The organism is Cupriavidus sp. 94F1 (assembly GCF_057798875.1).
Genome location: NZ_JBYOJT010000005.1, coordinates 309042 through 325968 on the forward strand (window position 1 = coordinate 309042; position 16927 = coordinate 325968).

Below are 16927 nucleotides of genomic sequence, written 5' to 3' on the forward strand. Positions count from 1 at the left end.
CCAGGCCAGCGCCGGCTACGCATCGGCGGCGCCTCCGGCCTCGAAGCGGTAGCCGTGCGAATACACCGACGTCAGCCGCACCCCGTGCTCGGGGCGCAGCGCCAGCTTGATGCGCAGGCGCGAGACGTGGGTATCGAGCGTGCGGGAGCCCGCATCCATGGCGCGGCCCCAGACCGCCTGCTCGATCACCTCGCGCGACAGCAGCCGGCCGATATTGCGGAACAGGAACAGCGCCAGGTCGAATTCGCGCGGCGAGAGGTCGGCAATCTGCCCGGCCACCGCGATGCTGCGGCGGCGCGCGTCTACCACGTAGTCGCCCTGGCGGATCAGTTCGTCGTCGTGCACGGTGTCAGGGTAGGCACGGCGCAGCAGCGCACGGACGCGCGCCACGAATTCGGACGGGCGCAGCGGCTTGGCCAGATAGTCGTCGGCGCCCGCGCCCAGGCCCGCCACGATATCGGCCTCGTCGATGCGGCTGGTCAGGAACAGGATGGGCGGCAGCCGGCCCGAGTGCTGGCGCACCCAGATGACCAGTTCGTATCCGCTGGTATCGGGCAACTGCCAGTCCATCAGGATCAGGTCGAACGCCTGATCGCGCAGCGCGCGCAGGAAGGCGGAGCCGGTCGGAAAGCTGGTGCAGCTGAACCCGGCCTCTTCCAGCAGCAGCCGGATCTGTTCGGCCTGGGCGGCATCGTCCTCTACTGAGGCAATTCTCATTACATCCCTCTGATGACTGCGGCCTGTGTGTCGGGCACGGCGGCGTCATGTTACCGAAACGCGCCATGGCGCGTCGAGGCTACGTTAGAGGGGAGGCACCGCCGGGGGTGTTGCAGGCGCGCCGCAGGTCGTCGCCCTGCCTTGCGGGCGTAATGAAAACGTGGCGCGCCGCGAGGCCACCGCGGGCGGGAAGCAGCCGGGGCACTGCCACGCTGCGCGGCGGCCCCGGTACATGCCGGCTTACTGCAGCATGTAGGTTTCGTACTCGAGCCGGTCGAGCTTGCGGTCCAGCAGGTACAGCGACAGCGCCACGACGATCAGCAGCGACACCGCGAAACCATAGCCGTACCAGGCCGGCCCCAGCGACAGCGTCAGCCGCGTCAGCACGAAGTTCAGCACCACGAACGTGCCGGTCAGCATCAGCACCTCGCGGCGCCGGTCCAGGTAGAAGTAGATATTCAGCACGCCCAGCAGCACCACCTGCAGGCTGGCGCCGATCACGTCCACGTAGAGCAGCGGCAGGTACAGCTCCGAGATGCCCAGCAGCCGCAGCAGCCAGCCCCCCACCACGAACAGCAGCAGCGACGCGATGGCCTGCACCTTGACGATCTCGTACAGGCCCAGGCGGATGGTCTGCACCATCGTATTGCGCATGTCCTCGATGTGCTCCAGCGAACTGCCGCCGCGCACCGCGTTGTAGAACGCGTCGTAGTACTCCACGAAGTCGGTCTCGATCCGCACCAGGAACACGGCCATGCCCGGGATGATGGCCAGGTAGGCCAGGAACACCGGGATGTCATAGATGATCGACGCATGCAGCGGGCCGATCACGGGCTGGCCCGTGGACGGCGCGTACCAGAACATGAACTTGTCGATCCAGATGCCCAGGTTGTAGAACAGGCCGATGGCGATCAGGCTCGGGTAGGCAAAGCGGCGCTGGAAGACCTCGAACGACATGAACCGGTGGCTCGTGTAATTGCGGTAGATCAGCGTGATCATGCCCACCAGCAGGCACAGCTGGCCAAACACGAAGCCGCCCAGCAGGCCCTCCAGCCCATGCGAACGCAGCGCCAGCGCCGCCAGCACGGTGATCGTGTAGCCGACGAAGAACGTCCATACGATGGCCTTGTACTGCTTCATGCCCGACAGGAAGATGGCCGCGATCCAGATATTGCTCATGATCACGAAGCCGGCCATCATCTGCAGCCGGTACAGCACCGACTGTTCCGGGAACGCCCAGACCGCGCAGGCCAGGCCGATGGCGCCGGCCAGCGCCGTGCAGAGCAGCGCCACGGCGTGATAGTTCGACAGCACCAGGTCGGCGCGCTTCTCGAACAGGCGGTCCGACGTGAAGCGCGTAAACGACAGCTGCATCGGCCCGGTCAGGATCAGGCTGCACGCTATCAGATACGTCACCGACACCTGGAACTGCGTGATCAGCGCCCCGGGGATCACCCAGCCGATCGACAGCAGGCCGATCAGCAGGATGCCCAGGATCGACAGCACCCACGGGCCCGAGCTGATCACGCCTGCATACGCGTACGCGCTGAGCATGCCCGACAGGCTGTCCCGCCGGAGCATCTTGCGAAGTTCGAATCCAATACCGGCCATCTCAGCGTCCTCCTGCCTGCGCGCCGTGGTGCACCGGGCACTTCGCGGGGCTGGCGCCGCCATGCGCGCGGCGCGTGTTGTCCGGCATCGCCATCAGCCCGGTATAGAGCGTGCGATAGCTGCCCACCATCTGCTCCTGCGTGTAGTACTTTTCCACGCGCGCAATGCCCGAGGCCTGCGCCGCGTGCCAGCGGTCAGGATGCTGCAGCAGGCCCAGCGCGGCGCCGGCCAGCGCGGCCGGATCGGCAATGCGCACCACGTCGCCCGCGGCGCCCAGCGCGGCGTCGTCGCCGGGCAGGCCAAACACCAGTTCGCTGCACGATCCCACGTCGGTGGTCACGCATGGCACGCCGGCGGCGAACCCTTCGAGCACCACCAGCGGCAGCGCCTCGGAGATCGAACTCAGCACCAGCACGCCCACCTTCGGCAGCAGTTCGTCGATCTTCTGGAAGCCCAGGAACCTGACCTTGGCTCCCAGGCCCAGGCTTTCGGCCAGGCTGCGGCATTCGCGCGCGTATTCGGGGTCCTCGTCCTCGGGGCCGGCAATCCAGCCTTCGGCCTCGGGGTACTCGCGCACCACGGTCAGCATCGCGCGAATAAAGGTCTTGATGTCCTTGATCGGCACCACGCGGCCGATCAGGCACAGCACCGGCGGCACGCCCGGCGCACGCTTCTCGCGCAGCGCGGACAGGCGCGGCAGGTTGATGCCGTTCGGGATATTGCGCGTGCGCTCGGCCATCGCGCCGTCCAGCACCTGGCGGCGGCGGTTGCCCTCGTAGAGCGCCGTGATCTCGTCGCCGGCCTCGTAGCAGACGCGCCCCAGCGTTTCAAAGAAGCGCACCCAGAGTTCGCGGAAATAGCTGATCTGGGAAATGTCGCGTTCGAAGATGTTGCGGTTGTCGCGGATCCACTGGCTCTGGAACAGGTCGATCTTGCGTTCCTTGGTGTAGATGCCGTGCTCGGACACCAGCAGCGGACGGCCGTTGCGGTGGCGCAGCATCGCGCCCAGAAAGCCGGCGTAGCCAGTGGACACCGTGTGGTAGACCCTGGCCGGGATCAGGCCGTCGGCAATCCGCACCAGCTGCCACAGCGGCTTGTGCATGATGCGGATGGTCCAGAAGTAGTCCGTGAACGACGGGTCCGTGCAGAATTGGCGGTACTGGCTCGTGATCGTGTCCCAGGCCCGCTTGCTGTACAGGAACGCGTCCTCGGACAGCGCCCCGCCCTCGCGCAGCTGCGGCATCAGTTCGCGGATCAGCTCGCCGGCCTCGGCTTCCTTGCCCGGCTCGCGCAGCAGTTCGTGCAGCGTGTCCGACTTGTCGAACGCGCGCGCGTCGCCCGCCGTGCCATGCACCAGCGGTGGCGGCGGAAAGTCGTACAGGAAATGGGTCTCCAGGTGCACGACGTTGCCGGGCAGCGGGTAGGCCATGTCGCCATAGTCCTCGCGGCGGCTGCCAATGAAGACGATGCCGAACCGGATATCGGGAAACGCGCGGATCATCTGGTTGACCCAGCTCGACACGCCACCGCTTACATAGGGGAACGTGCCTTCCAGCAGCAGCATGACGTCGGCGGACGTTCCCTTGACCAGAATTTCGCTCATGATTGCCAGTACCGCAGCAGAGGCCGCACCAGCGGGAGCGGCGAAGGACTGTCGAAAGCCGCCATCAGGCGGCGCACCGCGGCATAGTCGCGTTCCTGATAGGCCGCTTCCGCCAGCAGCGGCAGCACGCGCTCGCGCGCAAAGCCCAGCGTCTCGGCGCGGCCCAGGAAGTCGCGCGCCTCGCCGGGCGCGTGGCGTGTCAGCGCCAGGCGGCCACGCATGTACCACAGGGCCGCATTGCTGTCGTCGATCTCCAGCGCGGCACTGGCGTAGCGTTCCACCTGGCTCGCCGTGTAGCGATACACATCGCCCTGCACCAGGTTCTGGTAGATCAGTTCCCAGTACAGGTCGGCCAGGCGCTTGTTGATTTCCAGCCGTGCCTGCGGCGTATCGGCCGATTCCAGGCGCGGCAGTTCGGCCAGGATCTGCTGCGTCAACTGCTTTTCCGCGCCGTCCAGCATGCCGTAGGCCAGCAGGCGGATGTCGTCGGTGCTGTCGGCCAGCAGTTCGCGCAGCACGGGGCTGGCCGTGCGCGTGGGCATCGATTGCATCGCCACGAGCGCCGTCATGCGTTCCGGCAGCGGCGCGCGCGTGTTGCCCAGCTGGGCGCGCAGGCGCGCACCGCCGCCATGCGTCACGCGCTGGATCAGGTGCGTCACGAATTCGGGCAGCGCCACCGAGGCAATGCCGGCGCTGTCGCGCCGATGCGGAAACAGCTTCGAGAACAGCAGGCTGCCCAGGCAAACCAGCGTGCCGCCAAGCGGCACGAAGAAGCAGAACGCCGCCATGTACGCGTAGCTCCACCCGAACGGCGTACGAAAGCGCCGCGGCAGCAGACGCCACACCGCCAGGCCGAGCAGCCCGGCGGCGACGGCCTGCAGGCCCAGGAACGACAGCAGCAGCGGCAACCCCGTGCCGCCGTGAAACAGCAGGTACAGTGCCGCGATCTGCGAGGCGGTGCCACCGATGGTCAGCTTGCCCATGCGTCAGCCCGCCTGCGTCTGTCCGGCCGACGCGGCCGCGCCCGGTCCGGGGGGGACAGCGGCACTGACCGCCGGCTTGACGGTGCCATCGTTGCCATCGGTGCCGTCCTTGCCGTCAAGATGGCAGCGGTGCAGCAGGCGCACCAGCGCCTCTTCGGCACCGGCGGCCGGCACCGGCAGCGTGTAGACACCGATGTGCGCGCTGGCGAAATCGGTACCGAACTGCGCGCGCAGCATGTCTTCGATGCGCACCAGGTAAGCCGACACCGCCTGGCTGTCCGACAGCGGCATCAGCGTCAGCATGGCACGCTGATGCACCCCGCGCGCCGGCCAGGCCACGTCCAGCGCCCGGCGGCTGCGCACCACCTGCTCGAACAGCGCGTCGCGCGCTTCGTCCAGGTCGAACACCAGCGCCACCACCGAACTCTGGATGCCGGTCTCGCGGCGCAGACGCGACAGGCGCGCATAGTCCAGCGCGAACGCGTACGGAATGGCCGGGGCCAGCTCCTGGATGCCGTGCGTGGCCTGGGCATGCTCCACGCCGTCGGCGTAGTAGCCCATCAGCACCATCAGCAGCTGCAGGTTTTCATAGGTCAGCGACAGGAACGGCATGCGCTCCACGACCAGCACGCCGATCAGGCGGTCCGAACCGGCCAGCACGGGCGCCACGGCCACGTAGCGCGTTTCGGCGTCCTGCTGCAGGCCCGTGGTGCGCAGATGCGCGAGTTCGCGCGTCTCCAGGCAGTGGCGCACTAGCGGATCGTTGACGTCCAGTGCGAAGTCGGGACCGATGGCGGCAACCGCCCCGGGCACGACGCGCTCGCCCGTGCACGCGAACAGCGCGGCCCCTTCGATCTGGCACGCCTGTGCCACCACCTGCAGCATCGGCTGGGCGCCGGCCAGCAGCTCCGCCTTGCTGCCGCGCGCGGCGTCCTGCATGGCCACGGCACGCAGCTGCGACAGCGTGTCGCGCAGCGTGGTCGGGCGGGCCAGCAGATCGTTCTCCAACCGGGCGTGCGAAATGCGCAGCAGGTAGTGGTTCTTGGTCAGCGCGGAGAGCCGCTCGTCCAGGTAGCGGTTCACAGCGCGTGCGCGCGCCAGGCGCGTGTTCCACACGTCGCCGAACTGGCCGGTCACCAGCACCAGCAGCAGGCCGCCCAGGAAGAACATGCGCGGGAACGCTTCGCCATGGCTGCCCATGGTGTCGAAGAAGAACCAGCCGCCCAGCAGCATCAGCACCGCCCCCACGCCCACCAGCGTGCCATAGCGCAGCGCCAGGATCACCGGCAGCAGCCATGCCCACGGAAAGCCCAGACCCAGCAGCAGCGGGTTTTGCGGCAGGATCGCCCAGGCGATGGCCATGGCCACCGCCATCACGACGATCATCTCCAGCACGGCGGCCGCGCCGCCTCCCGCGGGCGCCAGCCAGCGCGCATAGCGCCCGCCCAGGCCAATGCCCTGGCCCTGGCGGGTCGCCTGACGCTTGTTATCGGCGGTGTTAGCCACGCTTGTCACCCGTCCTTTTGTCTACCCGGTTCAACTCAACCCTGCATCAAGGGTGCCAGCAGGCGGCGCAGCAGCTTCTGGGCGACGCCCGACAGCGACTCGCGGCTCCAGCCGGCGTTGCTGCCCGTGGCCGACCACACCACCTGGCCGCTCGACACGTCGATCAGTTGCAGCGAGATGCCCACAGCCGGTTCGCCATCGACACCCACCTTGTAGCGCCATTCCTGCACGGCGCCCGTCAGCGCGTAGCGCGCCCGTTCGCCGCGCGCCCATTCCAGCGCCTTGCTCACCGACTCGCGCTCGGCCGGCTCGAACAGCGTTTCGGGGTTCAGCGCCGCCGGATAACGCTTCAGGTTGGCCACGCCGCCCGTCTTCAGCAGCGACTCGGCGATGGCTTCGGCGCGCAGACCCGCCTGCGGCGTTTCGGTGTAGTTCACGATCGGCAGCACGGCCACGGTATCGCCGGCAGCCATCGGCGGCGCGCGGCCCACGTCGGTCACGGCGCAGCCAGCCAGCCACATTGCGGCGCCGGTTGCCACCACCCATGCCATCAGGCGACCCATGCGGGTATTGGTCTTGTTCATCTTCGATCCCCCTCGTTACCTTGAAATCCAGTCAATTGTTCATCAATAGAGCCAGCGATAACGCAGGCCAACTTCGGTCAGCGGCGTTCCCGTGGTGCGGGCCGCGGTGTCGTGCGAGACGTACAGCGACAGATGGTCGTTGCCGAACACCGATCCCGCCACGCCCACCTGCCCGCGGAAGTTGTGCCCCGCGCGCGTGTCGTACAGAGCACCGGCTTCCATGAAGGGCCGCCACTTGCGCGTGTAGTCGTCGATCAGGTCGGTGCCGAACCCGAACAGCACGCCGGCCTGCGTGAAGCTCTGCGGCATGTAGAACGCCGGGGTGGCCTCGTCATCCCCGGCCGGCAGCAGCCGCTGCATGGTCGGCGACAGCGTGCCGCCATTGGCACTGTAGATGCCGCGCGTGCCGACGATGCGCACCGTGTAGTCCGGATACTGCGTGCGGATGCGATAGCCGGCCTCGACGTCGAAGACCATGCCATGGCCCAGCGCGGTGCGGTCCTTACCGTGGAAGTGGTTGTACTGGGCGCGGCCGCTGATGAACTCCCGCAGGCCCAGGCGCCACGTGGCACCCAGTTCCACCACATCCTTCATGCCGCCCACGCGCAGCTGTGCCGATTCGTCGGCCGGCTGGTTGTAGCCCACCGTGCCCGTGTACTGGATGCGCCCTTCCTGGTTCCAGTTGCCGGTCAGGCGTGCCGTGGTGAAGCTTTCCAGGCCGTCACGGCGGCCAATCCCGAGCAGCCAGTTCTTCTGGCTGTCGCGATAGCTCAGCGCCAGTTCGGCACGGCGGTCCGATGCCGGCACGTTGTCCAGCTGCGTGCGGTCGGCGCTGCGCTGGTCGCGGAACACGCCGCGCAGGTTCACCGCATAGCCGTCCCACAGGCGCGCGCCGCCCGCCAGGCTGTACTCGTAGTACTCGAGCGGCTTCTGGCGCTGGAACGTGACGCGCGGCTCGATGGCCTGGGCATTGAACAGCAGCGCATCTTCCAGCGTCTGCTGGAGCGCGTCGTCGGTACGGGCCAGCTCCTGCGTTTCAAACGCCTGGGTCTGGGCGGTAGACAGGCGGTCGAGCTGGCGGTTGGCCTCGATCTGGTTCGCCACCGGCACCCGGCCCGCCTGGCGCTCCATGATCCGGTCGAGCTGGTCCATGTCGTTGCTGTCCAGCGCGATGGAAATCTCGGCATACGCGGGCCGCTGCATGCGGTCGGCATACTGCCGGGCCAACCACGCCCGGGCCAGATCGTTCGATTCGGACGACATCGCCCAGGCCAGCGCCACCTCGCGGCTGGCTGCCGATATCTGGCCCTGGCGACGGCGCTGTGCCTCGGTCAGCGCGGCCGGCGGCACCGCGTCCAGCGACGGCAGCCCCGGCACATTGCCCAGTTGCGACGGCGACTTCGCATCGCCCGGCGCGGCGCGGCGTGCGGCCACTTCGGCACGGTCGCGGCGCAGCATCTCGATGACCAGGCTGCGCGACACATCGCCGGACGCAAAGATCTGGCCCAGCGCCACCGTCTGGCGGCGCAGGTCGCCCCGTGCCGGACCATCCTGTGTGTCGTCTTCCGTGTCGCCGTCTTCATCGTCGCTTGCCGATGCATTGGCCCAGTGCTGGCCCCCCGCAGCCCACGCGTGGTGCAGGTCGATCCACGCCTGCCTGCGGATGCGCCAGGCCGTCGATGTCTGCCCGATGGCTTCGTACGCGTCGGCCGTGAGGCCCACCCAGAGCGGATCGGCGTTCTTGCCCTGCTGCATCTTGCGCAGGTAGTGCAGCGCGGTATAGCCGTCCTGGAAGCGCATGGCGCCCGCGGCATACGCGCCCCACAGGCCCGGGTCCTGCTCGGCACTGGGCTTCAGTCGCTGCATCACCGCGCGCACTTCGCTGTCGGTGCCACTGTCGACGAGCGCCCACAGCAGCGCGCCGAAGGTCTCGCTGTCCGCATCGGGCTGCGCGGCGGCACGGCGCAGGTCGGCCAGCGCGCGGTCGCGGTTGCCGGTCAGGCGCCAGTATTCGGCGCGACGCATCAGGAACACCGCCGACGATTCGGCTTCGCTGCGCTGCTCGGGAGGCAGGTCCGCCAGCAGCTGGTCGATACGGCGCCAGGCATGCGCGCGGGTGTAGTAGTACACCGCGAGCTGGAACTGGTCGAACTTGCCGTTCTTGCGCCAGCTTGCTTCGGCGATCCGGCCCGCGTCGATGGGCGAGCGGTCGTAGTACGCAATCAGGTTCGAATAGTCGGCCTCCACCGTGTCGCGCACCTCGGCAATGCAGTCGTTGCGGGCGGCACCCGGCGGAAACTGCATGCAGTGGTCGTCACGGGTCTCGGCCATGGCGAACATCATCTGGCGATAGCCGTCCTTGAGCAGATCGTCGCGTTGCGTCAGACGGGCCAGCTCGGTGTACGTGCGCCAGTACAGCAGGTCCTGCGGGCCCGCCTGCTTGCGCGCCGGCAGCAGCGCATCCATCGCTTCATTCAGACGGCCCCGCACAAACAAGATATTGGCGCGCTTGACCGCGTATCGCGGCCGGGCGCCAAAGCGTTTCTCGAGCTGACCGTAGAGTTCGAAGGCGCGATCGTCCTTGCCCGCGCGCTCGGCCAGATCGGCATTGCGTTCCATCGCCTGGCGGCCGTTCGGGCCGTTTGCCAGCGTGTCCAGGAAGGCCATGCCGGCCTCCGGCTCCCCCAGCCGCTCGTAGGCAGCCACCACCTCGTCGATGGTCTTCAGGTCGCCGCCCGTGGCACGGTGACGCAGCGCGGCCAGGTAGGCGCGATCGTCGTTAAGGCCCGGCGCCAGGCGCATCACGTTGTTCCAGGCGCGCTCGTCGTTGGTCGCCTGCGCGTATTCGAGCCAGCTCTGCAGCGCGATCATCGGCTGGCGGTTCCATTCGGCTACCTGCGCCAGCCGCTCGCGCCAGACGGGCTCGTTCGGCAGCTTGCGCACCGCCGTCCGCGCCACGTCCTGGGCCTGGTGGAGCTTGCCCGCCGCCAGGAACACGCGGTAGGCCAGGTCGTAGTCGTCGGCGTTGAACGCCTTGCCGGCCGCCACGGCTGCAGCCACTTCATCCTTGGCGGCGGCCTGGGCCTCGGCCTGCGTCGGATTGCCCGGACCCGGCTTGGGCGTGGCCTGGGCCGGCATCGGTGCCTGCGCGGCCTGCACGTGAACGCGGCGCAGGCCGAAATCGCCCATCCGGTCGCGCATGGCAACGCCGCGCGGGCCATCCAGGAAAACATCGCCCCGGGCCAGCCACGGCTCGGTGTCGGACACGCGACGCACTTGGGCACGTGCGGCATCACGGCGCAGCGCCGCCAGCGCGATCTGCGCGGCGCCCGACGGCTTGCCGGCCGACAGTTTCAGCAGCCGCTCGACGTACTTCGCCGCCACGTCCGGCTTGTTGGCGGCCAGCGCCAGCCTGGTCAGGTAGCGCAGTACGTCGGGATCTTCGAGCAGCCTGGCGCCGCGACGCTCGGCTTCCACCAGCGCCTCATCCAGCAGGTTGCCCGCCTGCAGCGTCTGCAGCGCCTGCAGGAACAGCGTGCGCTGTTCGTACAGGTTCTTGCTGCGCGCCTGCGCGTCGAACAACGCCTGCGCGGAATCGCGATAGTTGCCGCCGGCCAGGGCGATGCTGGCCAGTTGCCGGTTGTAGAAATCGAGATTGGCGGGATCGCGCCTGCCCAGCGCGCGGAACAGCACGCTGGCCGCGTCGGCATCGCCGATCTGGCGCGATTGCGTGGCCAGCGTCTGCAGGTCGGCCAGCGACCAGCCGCGCATGGCGCCGTCGGCGGTGGCCTGCTTGAGCAGGTCCTTCATCAGCGCCAGACGCTCGGCACGCTCGGGTGATTCGGGCTGCGCCGCATAGGCGCGCTGCTGTGTGATCTCGATACGCGTGCGCAGGATATGGCCGGTCATGTCCTGCCCCTGCACGGCCATCATGCGTTCGAGCATTTTCTCGGCGTCGTCCAGGCGGCCGCTGCGCGCGTACTGCTCGGCCAGCACGCTCATGAAGCTCGTGTCGTTGGGGGCCACGCGCGACCACGCCTCGAGATAGGCGACGGTCAGGCCGTCAACCGTACGGCCCTGGCCTAGCAGGCGTTCGCGCAGCGTTTCGCGCGGAAACATCAGCGCCAGGCCCACCCCCACCATCGCGGTAAAGGTCAGAACCAGCGCCGGCGGCAACAGCCGCTCGCGCTCAGGCGCCGCAGCGGACTTCGACTTGTTGCTGGACATGGATCGGATCATTCACCGCAGGGGTATCGAAACGCAGCGTGTTGTTCTCGCGCACGCCGCGAGCGGGCTTGCCATCGACGGTGACGCTGCACTGGCCGGCATTGGCAAGCCGGAAGAACGGCTTGTAGTAGCCGGAGAAAGCAAAGCGGGTGGTGCCCCCATCGCGGTGCCAGTCACGCACCAGGCCGTTGGCCTCGGGCAGTTCGGGCACCGCCTGCGTGGCGGCCGGCACAACGCTGAAGCGCGCATGGCCGCCGTCCAGGTGCACATAAACGCCGCCGCCCGGGGCTGGCGACGAACCGGTCACGCCTTGTGCCGTGGCCACGTCCGGCACACCGGCGCCGACCCAGCGCAGGTTGCGCAGGTTGCCGTCGCCACGCACCACCCATGCGCCGCTGGCCGGGGCGCCATCGGCGCCGTCACCGAGTTCGCGTGCCACGGCCATGTCCTGCCAGTCGAGCACCTTGAGCACGTAGTCCGTGGAGTGCATCGGCAACACATTCTGCGTCAGCACGTAGTCGTACACCTTGCGCAGCGCCTTCAGCGATGCCGCCTTGGTGCCCGCGTAGCTGTGGTAGTAGATGTTCACGGCCTTGAAGCGATATGGCTTCTCGGTCATCTCGTAGGTCTCGATCACGCGCTCGAAACCGTAGTACGGGCCGCGCCACAGGTTCGTGTAGACGTTCTCGTTCTGGTTGGTCGCGAATACCTGGAACGTGTTGTCGGCCTTGTGGATACCGAGCGGCGCGATGGCGGTCCAGGTGGGATTGCTGCGCGTGATCAGCGTGTCGCCGCCGTTCATGTTCAGCACGCCGGCGGCATCGGCCAGCTTGATGGCTTCCGGCGGCGCCTGGCAGTCGCCGGGCCACAGCAGCATCTTCACCGGCTTGTTCGGCGACAGCACCTTGTTGATGTAGTCGATGGAGCCGCCGATCTCGCGGTTCAGGTCCATCTTGTAGCCGGGGATGGCCAGGTGGAATTCCTCGTCGCCCTCCGTGACCCGCGCGTCGCTCTGTTGACCGGGCACCGTGCGGCCCCACTCGAACGGGTGCGAATAGGTGTGGCTGGCCACCTCGACATACGGCTGCGCGAAGATCTTGCGTGCAATCGGCTCCAGTTCGGCGGTCAGCTTTGGGTACATGCCCGACTTGCCGACCTCGCCTTCGATCACCGACATCGTCATCGGCAGGCGATAGCGGTCGAAGATTTCCCGGAACAGCACCTCGCCGGCGAAACCGCCGCCAGGAATCTCGGCCTTCGAGGCAAACCCGTCGCCGTCGATATGGATCGTCAGCAGGCGGCGCCCGCTTTCGGTGGTGGTGTCGGGCACCGGCATCGGACGCAGTCGCAGGGCCTCGCGCAGGAAATCGAGCGGCTGCACGATCCAGCGGTCCTGGTCGCTGGAGGAATTCTGGCGGATCGCGTAGTTCTGGCGGACGGCATAGGGGCCGGTCACATAACCGCCCCACCTGGTGATGGCCGCGGCGTCGTAGGTCAGCGTACCCGCGCGCAGGCGCAGCAGCGAGCGCGTGTTGGCAGCGCCATCCTGCACCTGCACGGCGACTGCCTCGGTGGCATCGGGCGCCACGGGCTGTTCGAAGCCCATCATCTTGTCCTGCGACACGATCTGCACCGGGCTCGATACGCGCCCCTTCACCGCCTTCAAGCCCAGGCTGCGCAGCAGCGGGCTGTTCGCGGGCATGCCGAAGCCGTTCATGAATGCCACCGGCACACCCTGCCCGCTCAGCTTTTCGAGCCAGGCCTGGTAGCGGGCTGCGTTGCGCGTGAAATAGCCGTTGGACCAGACCACCACGCCCGCATAGCGGTCCGGCGTGATCTCCGGCAGCGGATCACGCGTCTCGGCAAACTCGACGCGATAGCCAAGGTAGTTCAGCGGCATCGACACGAAGCGCACGCCTTCGCTGTTGTCGATCGACACGCCCGGCTGGCTTTCCTGCAGCACCAGCACGCGGCGCGGCAGCACCTCGATCTGGCCGACGCCCACCGTCTGCAGGCCGGAATCGGTCACGTACGGCGTGATGCCGAGTGCGCGGATACGGCGCGCAGTATCGCGCTGGCACGTGCGGTCGGCCGGTGCGCAATAGTCGATCGAGATGACCGGCAGCTTGTACTGGTCACGAATGATGCGGGCCTGGTTCAGCAGCCAGTCGCGGTCCTGCTGGCTGACCTCGGTATAGGCGCCCTGCGCCTGGTTCCAGCCGCGGAACAGCGATTCGAATACCACGCCATAGGCCAGCGCATGCACCTGCGGCAGGATTTCGAAGCCGCGGTTGAACAGCAGCTTCGCATCCGGATAGCGGCCCTTGATGGCCTGGATCACCCGCACCATGCCGGCTTCCTGCCTGGCGCGCTCGGCGTCGGTCCGGGCCACCAGGTGGTACGAGTCCATCGTGTCGATGAAAAAGCCGCGGTAGCCGCGATCCCACAGCGGCGCGATCACCTTGTCGACGTAAAAGGCGGGCCAGCCATCGGCGGCCTGGTCAACCACCCGGGCATTCCAGGCGTCATTGCTGCCGGTGAGCCAAGACTGGGGGATGTCCCTGAAGTACGCGCGGCTGGGCAGCACTTCGCCCAGGCTCACGTAGGAAAACCATGCCGTGTTCGGGGTCTTCGCCTGGCGCGGATCGAAACCGCTGTCGGGTTCGACCACGGCCACGTCGAATGCCTGCAGCAGATCGACGGGCGGCTTGCTGCCGTAGTGGAAGGCGACGTTGGGCGCGGCGGGCGTGCTGGCTGCCCGGGCGGCCTTGGGTGCCACAGGAGCCTGGGCCGCCTCGGCTGCCTGCGCCAGCGCATCGGCCGACGGCGTCAGCGCGGCCAGCATCACGGCACCCGCCGATGCGACGACGGCCACGGCCAGCATCGCATGCCGGCAAACGCGCCCCACGGCGCGGCGTGGCGCATCGCTGCCAACTTCATGGAAAAGTCCCCGGATTAAACGCTGCAATGGCTTCACTCGTTGTTGTCCGCTTTTTCTTTGTTGGTATGGCGCGCGGTACGTCGCCGCGCGTCCGCCGCATCCGCTTCCTGGCGTCGCGGGCCCCGCATTATGCCGTCGCCCCGTCGGAACTAGTGTTTTTACTAATTCACGGGCAGGTCGGATGCTAGGCCATTCGCCGGACCGAGATTGTCAAAAATTGTGCCGACGCCGTCCTGTCATGCGGCCGACACAGGCGCGTGCCACCCTGCCCGGTTCTGGTATGGCATGGGCCTGCTTTGAAGAATGACGCGGCAGGGAAATGCGGCAGGAAGACGGCCGGCATGATGCCGGCAGCGGGCGCGGCAAGGCCCGCGTGCCAAGGACTGGCTAACTATGTGATGACATCTGATTCCCCGTTCACGGATCCGGTGCCTGGTGCCCCGGGATTTTTCCGGCTCGCGCGCATCGCTGCGGCAACCGGTTTTTGGTATGACGCGCATTGTCACGGCATCATCCATTGGTAGCCATAGTCCATATGGAGTAGCGTTGGCGGAACGGTTTTGTGGCATATATGGCAGCGTGGTGCCGCCGGGGGTTACGGCTGCGTACCAACTGTCGATACCACAGATACGGAAATGCGTGTCATACCGCCAGGCGATTCAGTCTGATGTCAGACAAACCCCCAAATGATCTAGAAATCTCTAATATCTGCTGTTCGCATGCCGAAATACCGTTAGGGGGATAGTCTGATTGACACGCGAAAAAAAACCGTCAGAATGGCTGCTCGCATGTGCACCGGCCTGTAGCGTTATTGCTCCGGTTCGTTGTGGGCAACATGCTTGGTCGGGCAATCACGCTCATTTGAAATTCAAGGTTGGATAGATATATGGAAACCGGTACCGTTAAGTGGTTCAACGACGCCAAGGGCTTTGGCTTCATCACCCCGGACGCAGGCGGCAACGACCTGTTCGCGCATTTCTCGGCGATTGAAGGCAATGGCTTCAAGTCGCTGAAGGAAGGCCAGAAGGTCCGATACGTGAAGGCCATGGGCCAGAAGGGCGAGCAGGCCACGAAGATCCAGGCCATCTAAGCCTGAATCGCCGGGCCAATTATCTGGCCTGGGAAGCCCCGCTTCGGCGGGGCTTTCTGCTTTTATGCCGCCGATAATGTATTGCCTTGCTGACGTTTCGACCGGCTGGTCGATTAATAGGCGAATGGTATGGATTGTCGCGATTGCGTTTGTCGCGCTATTTATCGTGGCGACAAAAATCGTGCATGCTCAATCGCTGCGCAACTATGGCAATGACCCGTTCGTGCGCGTTTCCAGTGCCGTTCCGGGTTGTCCCGAACCAGCCGGGCCACGGATTTCCGAGGACGACTGGAAACGCGAGGCACACCACCGCATCGAGGAAGGCAACCACTGCTATGCGGAAGGCCGCTGCCGGCTGGCCAACGCATACCAGTACGACACGGAAATCGCCGAATCGCTGCAACGGCGGCTGCAGGACCTGCGCCGCACGCTGCCTGCCTGGCAAAACAGTTCGCTCTGGATCATGGTGCGCGGCCGTTGGCTGACGGTGCAAGGCTGCGTGGGAAAGGATTTCGACCGGCCGGCCTTCGTGGCCGCGATGCGTGAAATTCCCGACGTGGAAAAGGTGATCGACCAGACCACGGCCACGCCGTCACGTGGCGTTCCCTACGCGCGATACCCGGCATCGGGCGCCTCAACCGTCACAAATACCCCGAATCGGTGATGTTGCTATAATCGCCCGACCCTGAAAACCCCTAACCGGGCGGCTTCCCATAGACCGCCTGATATATAGCGTGCCGAGGAAACCCGTGGCCGGTTCTGAAATCGCAACGCCTGGCGCTCCGCTCGCCGGACCCGCCGTGTCTTCCGGTAGCTCGTTCCATACCGCCATGCGGATCCTGCCGCCGTCGCAGCGTCAGGCCATGTTCGAGATCTACGCGTTCTGCCGCGCCGTGGACGACATCGCCGACGGCGACACCCAGCACGCGGACCGCCTGGCAGCCCTGGAAGACTGGCGCGCAGACATCGCAGCCTGCTACGCGGGCAACGCGCCCGCCGCGCTGCGCTCGCTCGACGAGCAGATCAAGGCATTCAACCTGCAACAGCAGGACTTCCACGCCGTCATCGACGGCATGATCATGGACGTCGTCAGCACGATCGTGGCGCCCGATGCGGCCACGCTCGACCTGTATTGCGACCGCGTTGCCAGCGCGGTTGGCCGCCTGGCGGTGCGCGTGTTCGGCCTGGACGAACAGCCGGGCATCGAACTGGCGCACCACCTGGGCCGCGCGCTGCAACTGACCAACATCCTGCGCGACCTGGACGAAGACGCAGAAATCGGCCGGCTCTACCTGCCCGCCGAGGCGCTGGCCGCCGCCGGCATTCCGGCCGGCACCCCACGGGCCGTGATCGATCATCCGTCGATCGATACGGTCTGCCGCGGCATTGCCCGCGACGCCCAGGCACATTACGACGCGTCGGCCGCCATCATGGCGCGCTGCCCGTCGCGCGTGGTGCGCTCGCCGCGCATCATGTACGAGGTCTATCACGAGATCCTGACGCGCCTGCTGACCCGTGGCTGGCTGGCCCCGCGCACGCGCGTGCGCGTCAACAAGGCCAAGCTTGCCTGGATCGTGCTGCGGCATGCCATTGCGTGACCGCATGTTTTCTGCCGATGTGATGCACGCGGCCGTGGCCGCCGCATTGCCATGAGAGAAGTGCCCC

General features: G+C 66.9%; 11 protein-coding genes. 3 read left to right on the forward strand and 8 right to left on the reverse strand.

What is annotated here, in order from left to right:
• Window positions 1-15 precede the first annotated feature (15 nt).
• The 8 genes from AC3FJ6_RS15070 to AC3FJ6_RS15105 form a co-directional block, all read right to left on the reverse strand.
• Entirely contained in the window at window positions 16-717 is a 702-nt protein-coding gene (locus tag AC3FJ6_RS15070) for a response regulator transcription factor (protein WP_488772643.1), read from the reverse strand.
• Between the two features lie 240 nt (window positions 718-957).
• Window positions 958-2328, reverse strand: a complete 1371-nt coding sequence (gene pelG, locus AC3FJ6_RS15075) for an exopolysaccharide Pel transporter PelG (protein WP_092597606.1) — start codon at window positions 2326-2328, stop codon at window positions 958-960.
• A gap of 1 nt (window position 2329) precedes the next feature.
• Window positions 2330-3931, reverse strand: a complete 1602-nt coding sequence (gene pelF, locus AC3FJ6_RS15080; protein WP_488772644.1) for a GT4 family glycosyltransferase PelF — start codon at window positions 3929-3931, stop codon at window positions 2330-2332.
• The gene (locus AC3FJ6_RS15085; RefSeq protein WP_400393885.1) at window positions 3928-4914 is read right to left on the reverse strand and encodes a tetratricopeptide repeat protein; all 987 of its coding nucleotides are present in this window, start codon (window positions 4912-4914) and stop codon (window positions 3928-3930) included. The genes pelF and AC3FJ6_RS15085 overlap by 4 nt, the downstream gene beginning before the upstream one ends.
• A gap of 3 nt (window positions 4915-4917) precedes the next feature.
• Entirely contained in the window at window positions 4918-6429 is a 1512-nt protein-coding gene (locus AC3FJ6_RS15090; protein WP_488772645.1) for a PelD GGDEF domain-containing protein, read from the reverse strand.
• A gap of 26 nt (window positions 6430-6455) precedes the next feature.
• Window positions 6456-7004 carry a penicillin-binding protein activator LpoB gene (locus tag AC3FJ6_RS15095; protein WP_488772646.1) on the reverse strand — a complete coding sequence of 183 codons (549 nt, stop codon included), beginning with the start codon at window positions 7002-7004 and terminating at the stop codon, window positions 6456-6458.
• 42 nt (window positions 7005-7046) lie between these two features.
• Window positions 7047-11231, reverse strand: coding sequence for a tetratricopeptide repeat protein (locus AC3FJ6_RS15100; RefSeq protein ID WP_488772647.1), 4185 nt, complete (start codon window positions 11229-11231; stop codon window positions 7047-7049).
• Window positions 11194-14115, reverse strand: a complete 2922-nt coding sequence (locus AC3FJ6_RS15105) for a bifunctional glycoside hydrolase/polysaccharide deacetylase family protein (RefSeq protein ID WP_488772648.1) — start codon at window positions 14113-14115, stop codon at window positions 11194-11196. The genes AC3FJ6_RS15100 and AC3FJ6_RS15105 overlap by 38 nt, the downstream gene beginning before the upstream one ends.
• A gap of 943 nt (window positions 14116-15058) precedes the next feature.
• Here AC3FJ6_RS15105 and AC3FJ6_RS15110 point away from each other — a divergent pair.
• The 3 genes from AC3FJ6_RS15110 (at window position 15059) to hpnD (ending at window position 16860) form a co-directional block, all read left to right on the forward strand.
• Entirely contained in the window at window positions 15059-15262 is a 204-nt protein-coding gene (locus AC3FJ6_RS15110; RefSeq protein ID WP_008650922.1) for a cold-shock protein, read from the forward strand.
• Window positions 15263-15386: 124 nt separating this feature from the next.
• Complete coding sequence (locus tag AC3FJ6_RS15115; protein ID WP_488772649.1) at window positions 15387-15926, forward strand: BON domain-containing protein; 540 nt, start codon at window positions 15387-15389, stop codon at window positions 15924-15926.
• A gap of 85 nt (window positions 15927-16011) precedes the next feature.
• Complete coding sequence (gene hpnD / locus AC3FJ6_RS15120; protein ID WP_488772651.1) at window positions 16012-16860, forward strand: presqualene diphosphate synthase HpnD; 849 nt, start codon at window positions 16012-16014, stop codon at window positions 16858-16860.
• Window positions 16861-16927: the final 67 nt, after the last annotated feature.

Coding starts and splice junctions, on each gene's coding strand:
- AC3FJ6_RS15110 (WP_008650922.1), top strand. CDS start 15,059: ATGGAAACCGGTACCGTTAAGTGGTTCAACGACGCCAAGGGCTTTGGC.
- AC3FJ6_RS15100 (WP_488772647.1), bottom strand. CDS start 11,231: ATGTCCAGCAACAAGTCGAAGTCCGCTGCGGCGCCTGAGCGCGAGCGG.
- pelG (WP_092597606.1), bottom strand. CDS start 2,328: ATGGCCGGTATTGGATTCGAACTTCGCAAGATGCTCCGGCGGGACAGC.
- pelF (WP_488772644.1), bottom strand. CDS start 3,931: ATGAGCGAAATTCTGGTCAAGGGAACGTCCGCCGACGTCATGCTGCTG.
- AC3FJ6_RS15115 (WP_488772649.1), top strand. CDS start 15,387: ATGGTATGGATTGTCGCGATTGCGTTTGTCGCGCTATTTATCGTGGCG.
- AC3FJ6_RS15105 (WP_488772648.1), bottom strand. CDS start 14,115: ATGCTGGCCGTGGCCGTCGTCGCATCGGCGGGTGCCGTGATGCTGGCC.
- AC3FJ6_RS15070 (WP_488772643.1), bottom strand. CDS start 717: ATGAGAATTGCCTCAGTAGAGGACGATGCCGCCCAGGCCGAACAGATC.
- AC3FJ6_RS15085 (WP_400393885.1), bottom strand. CDS start 4,914: ATGGGCAAGCTGACCATCGGTGGCACCGCCTCGCAGATCGCGGCACTG.
- AC3FJ6_RS15095 (WP_488772646.1), bottom strand. CDS start 7,004: ATGAACAAGACCAATACCCGCATGGGTCGCCTGATGGCATGGGTGGTG.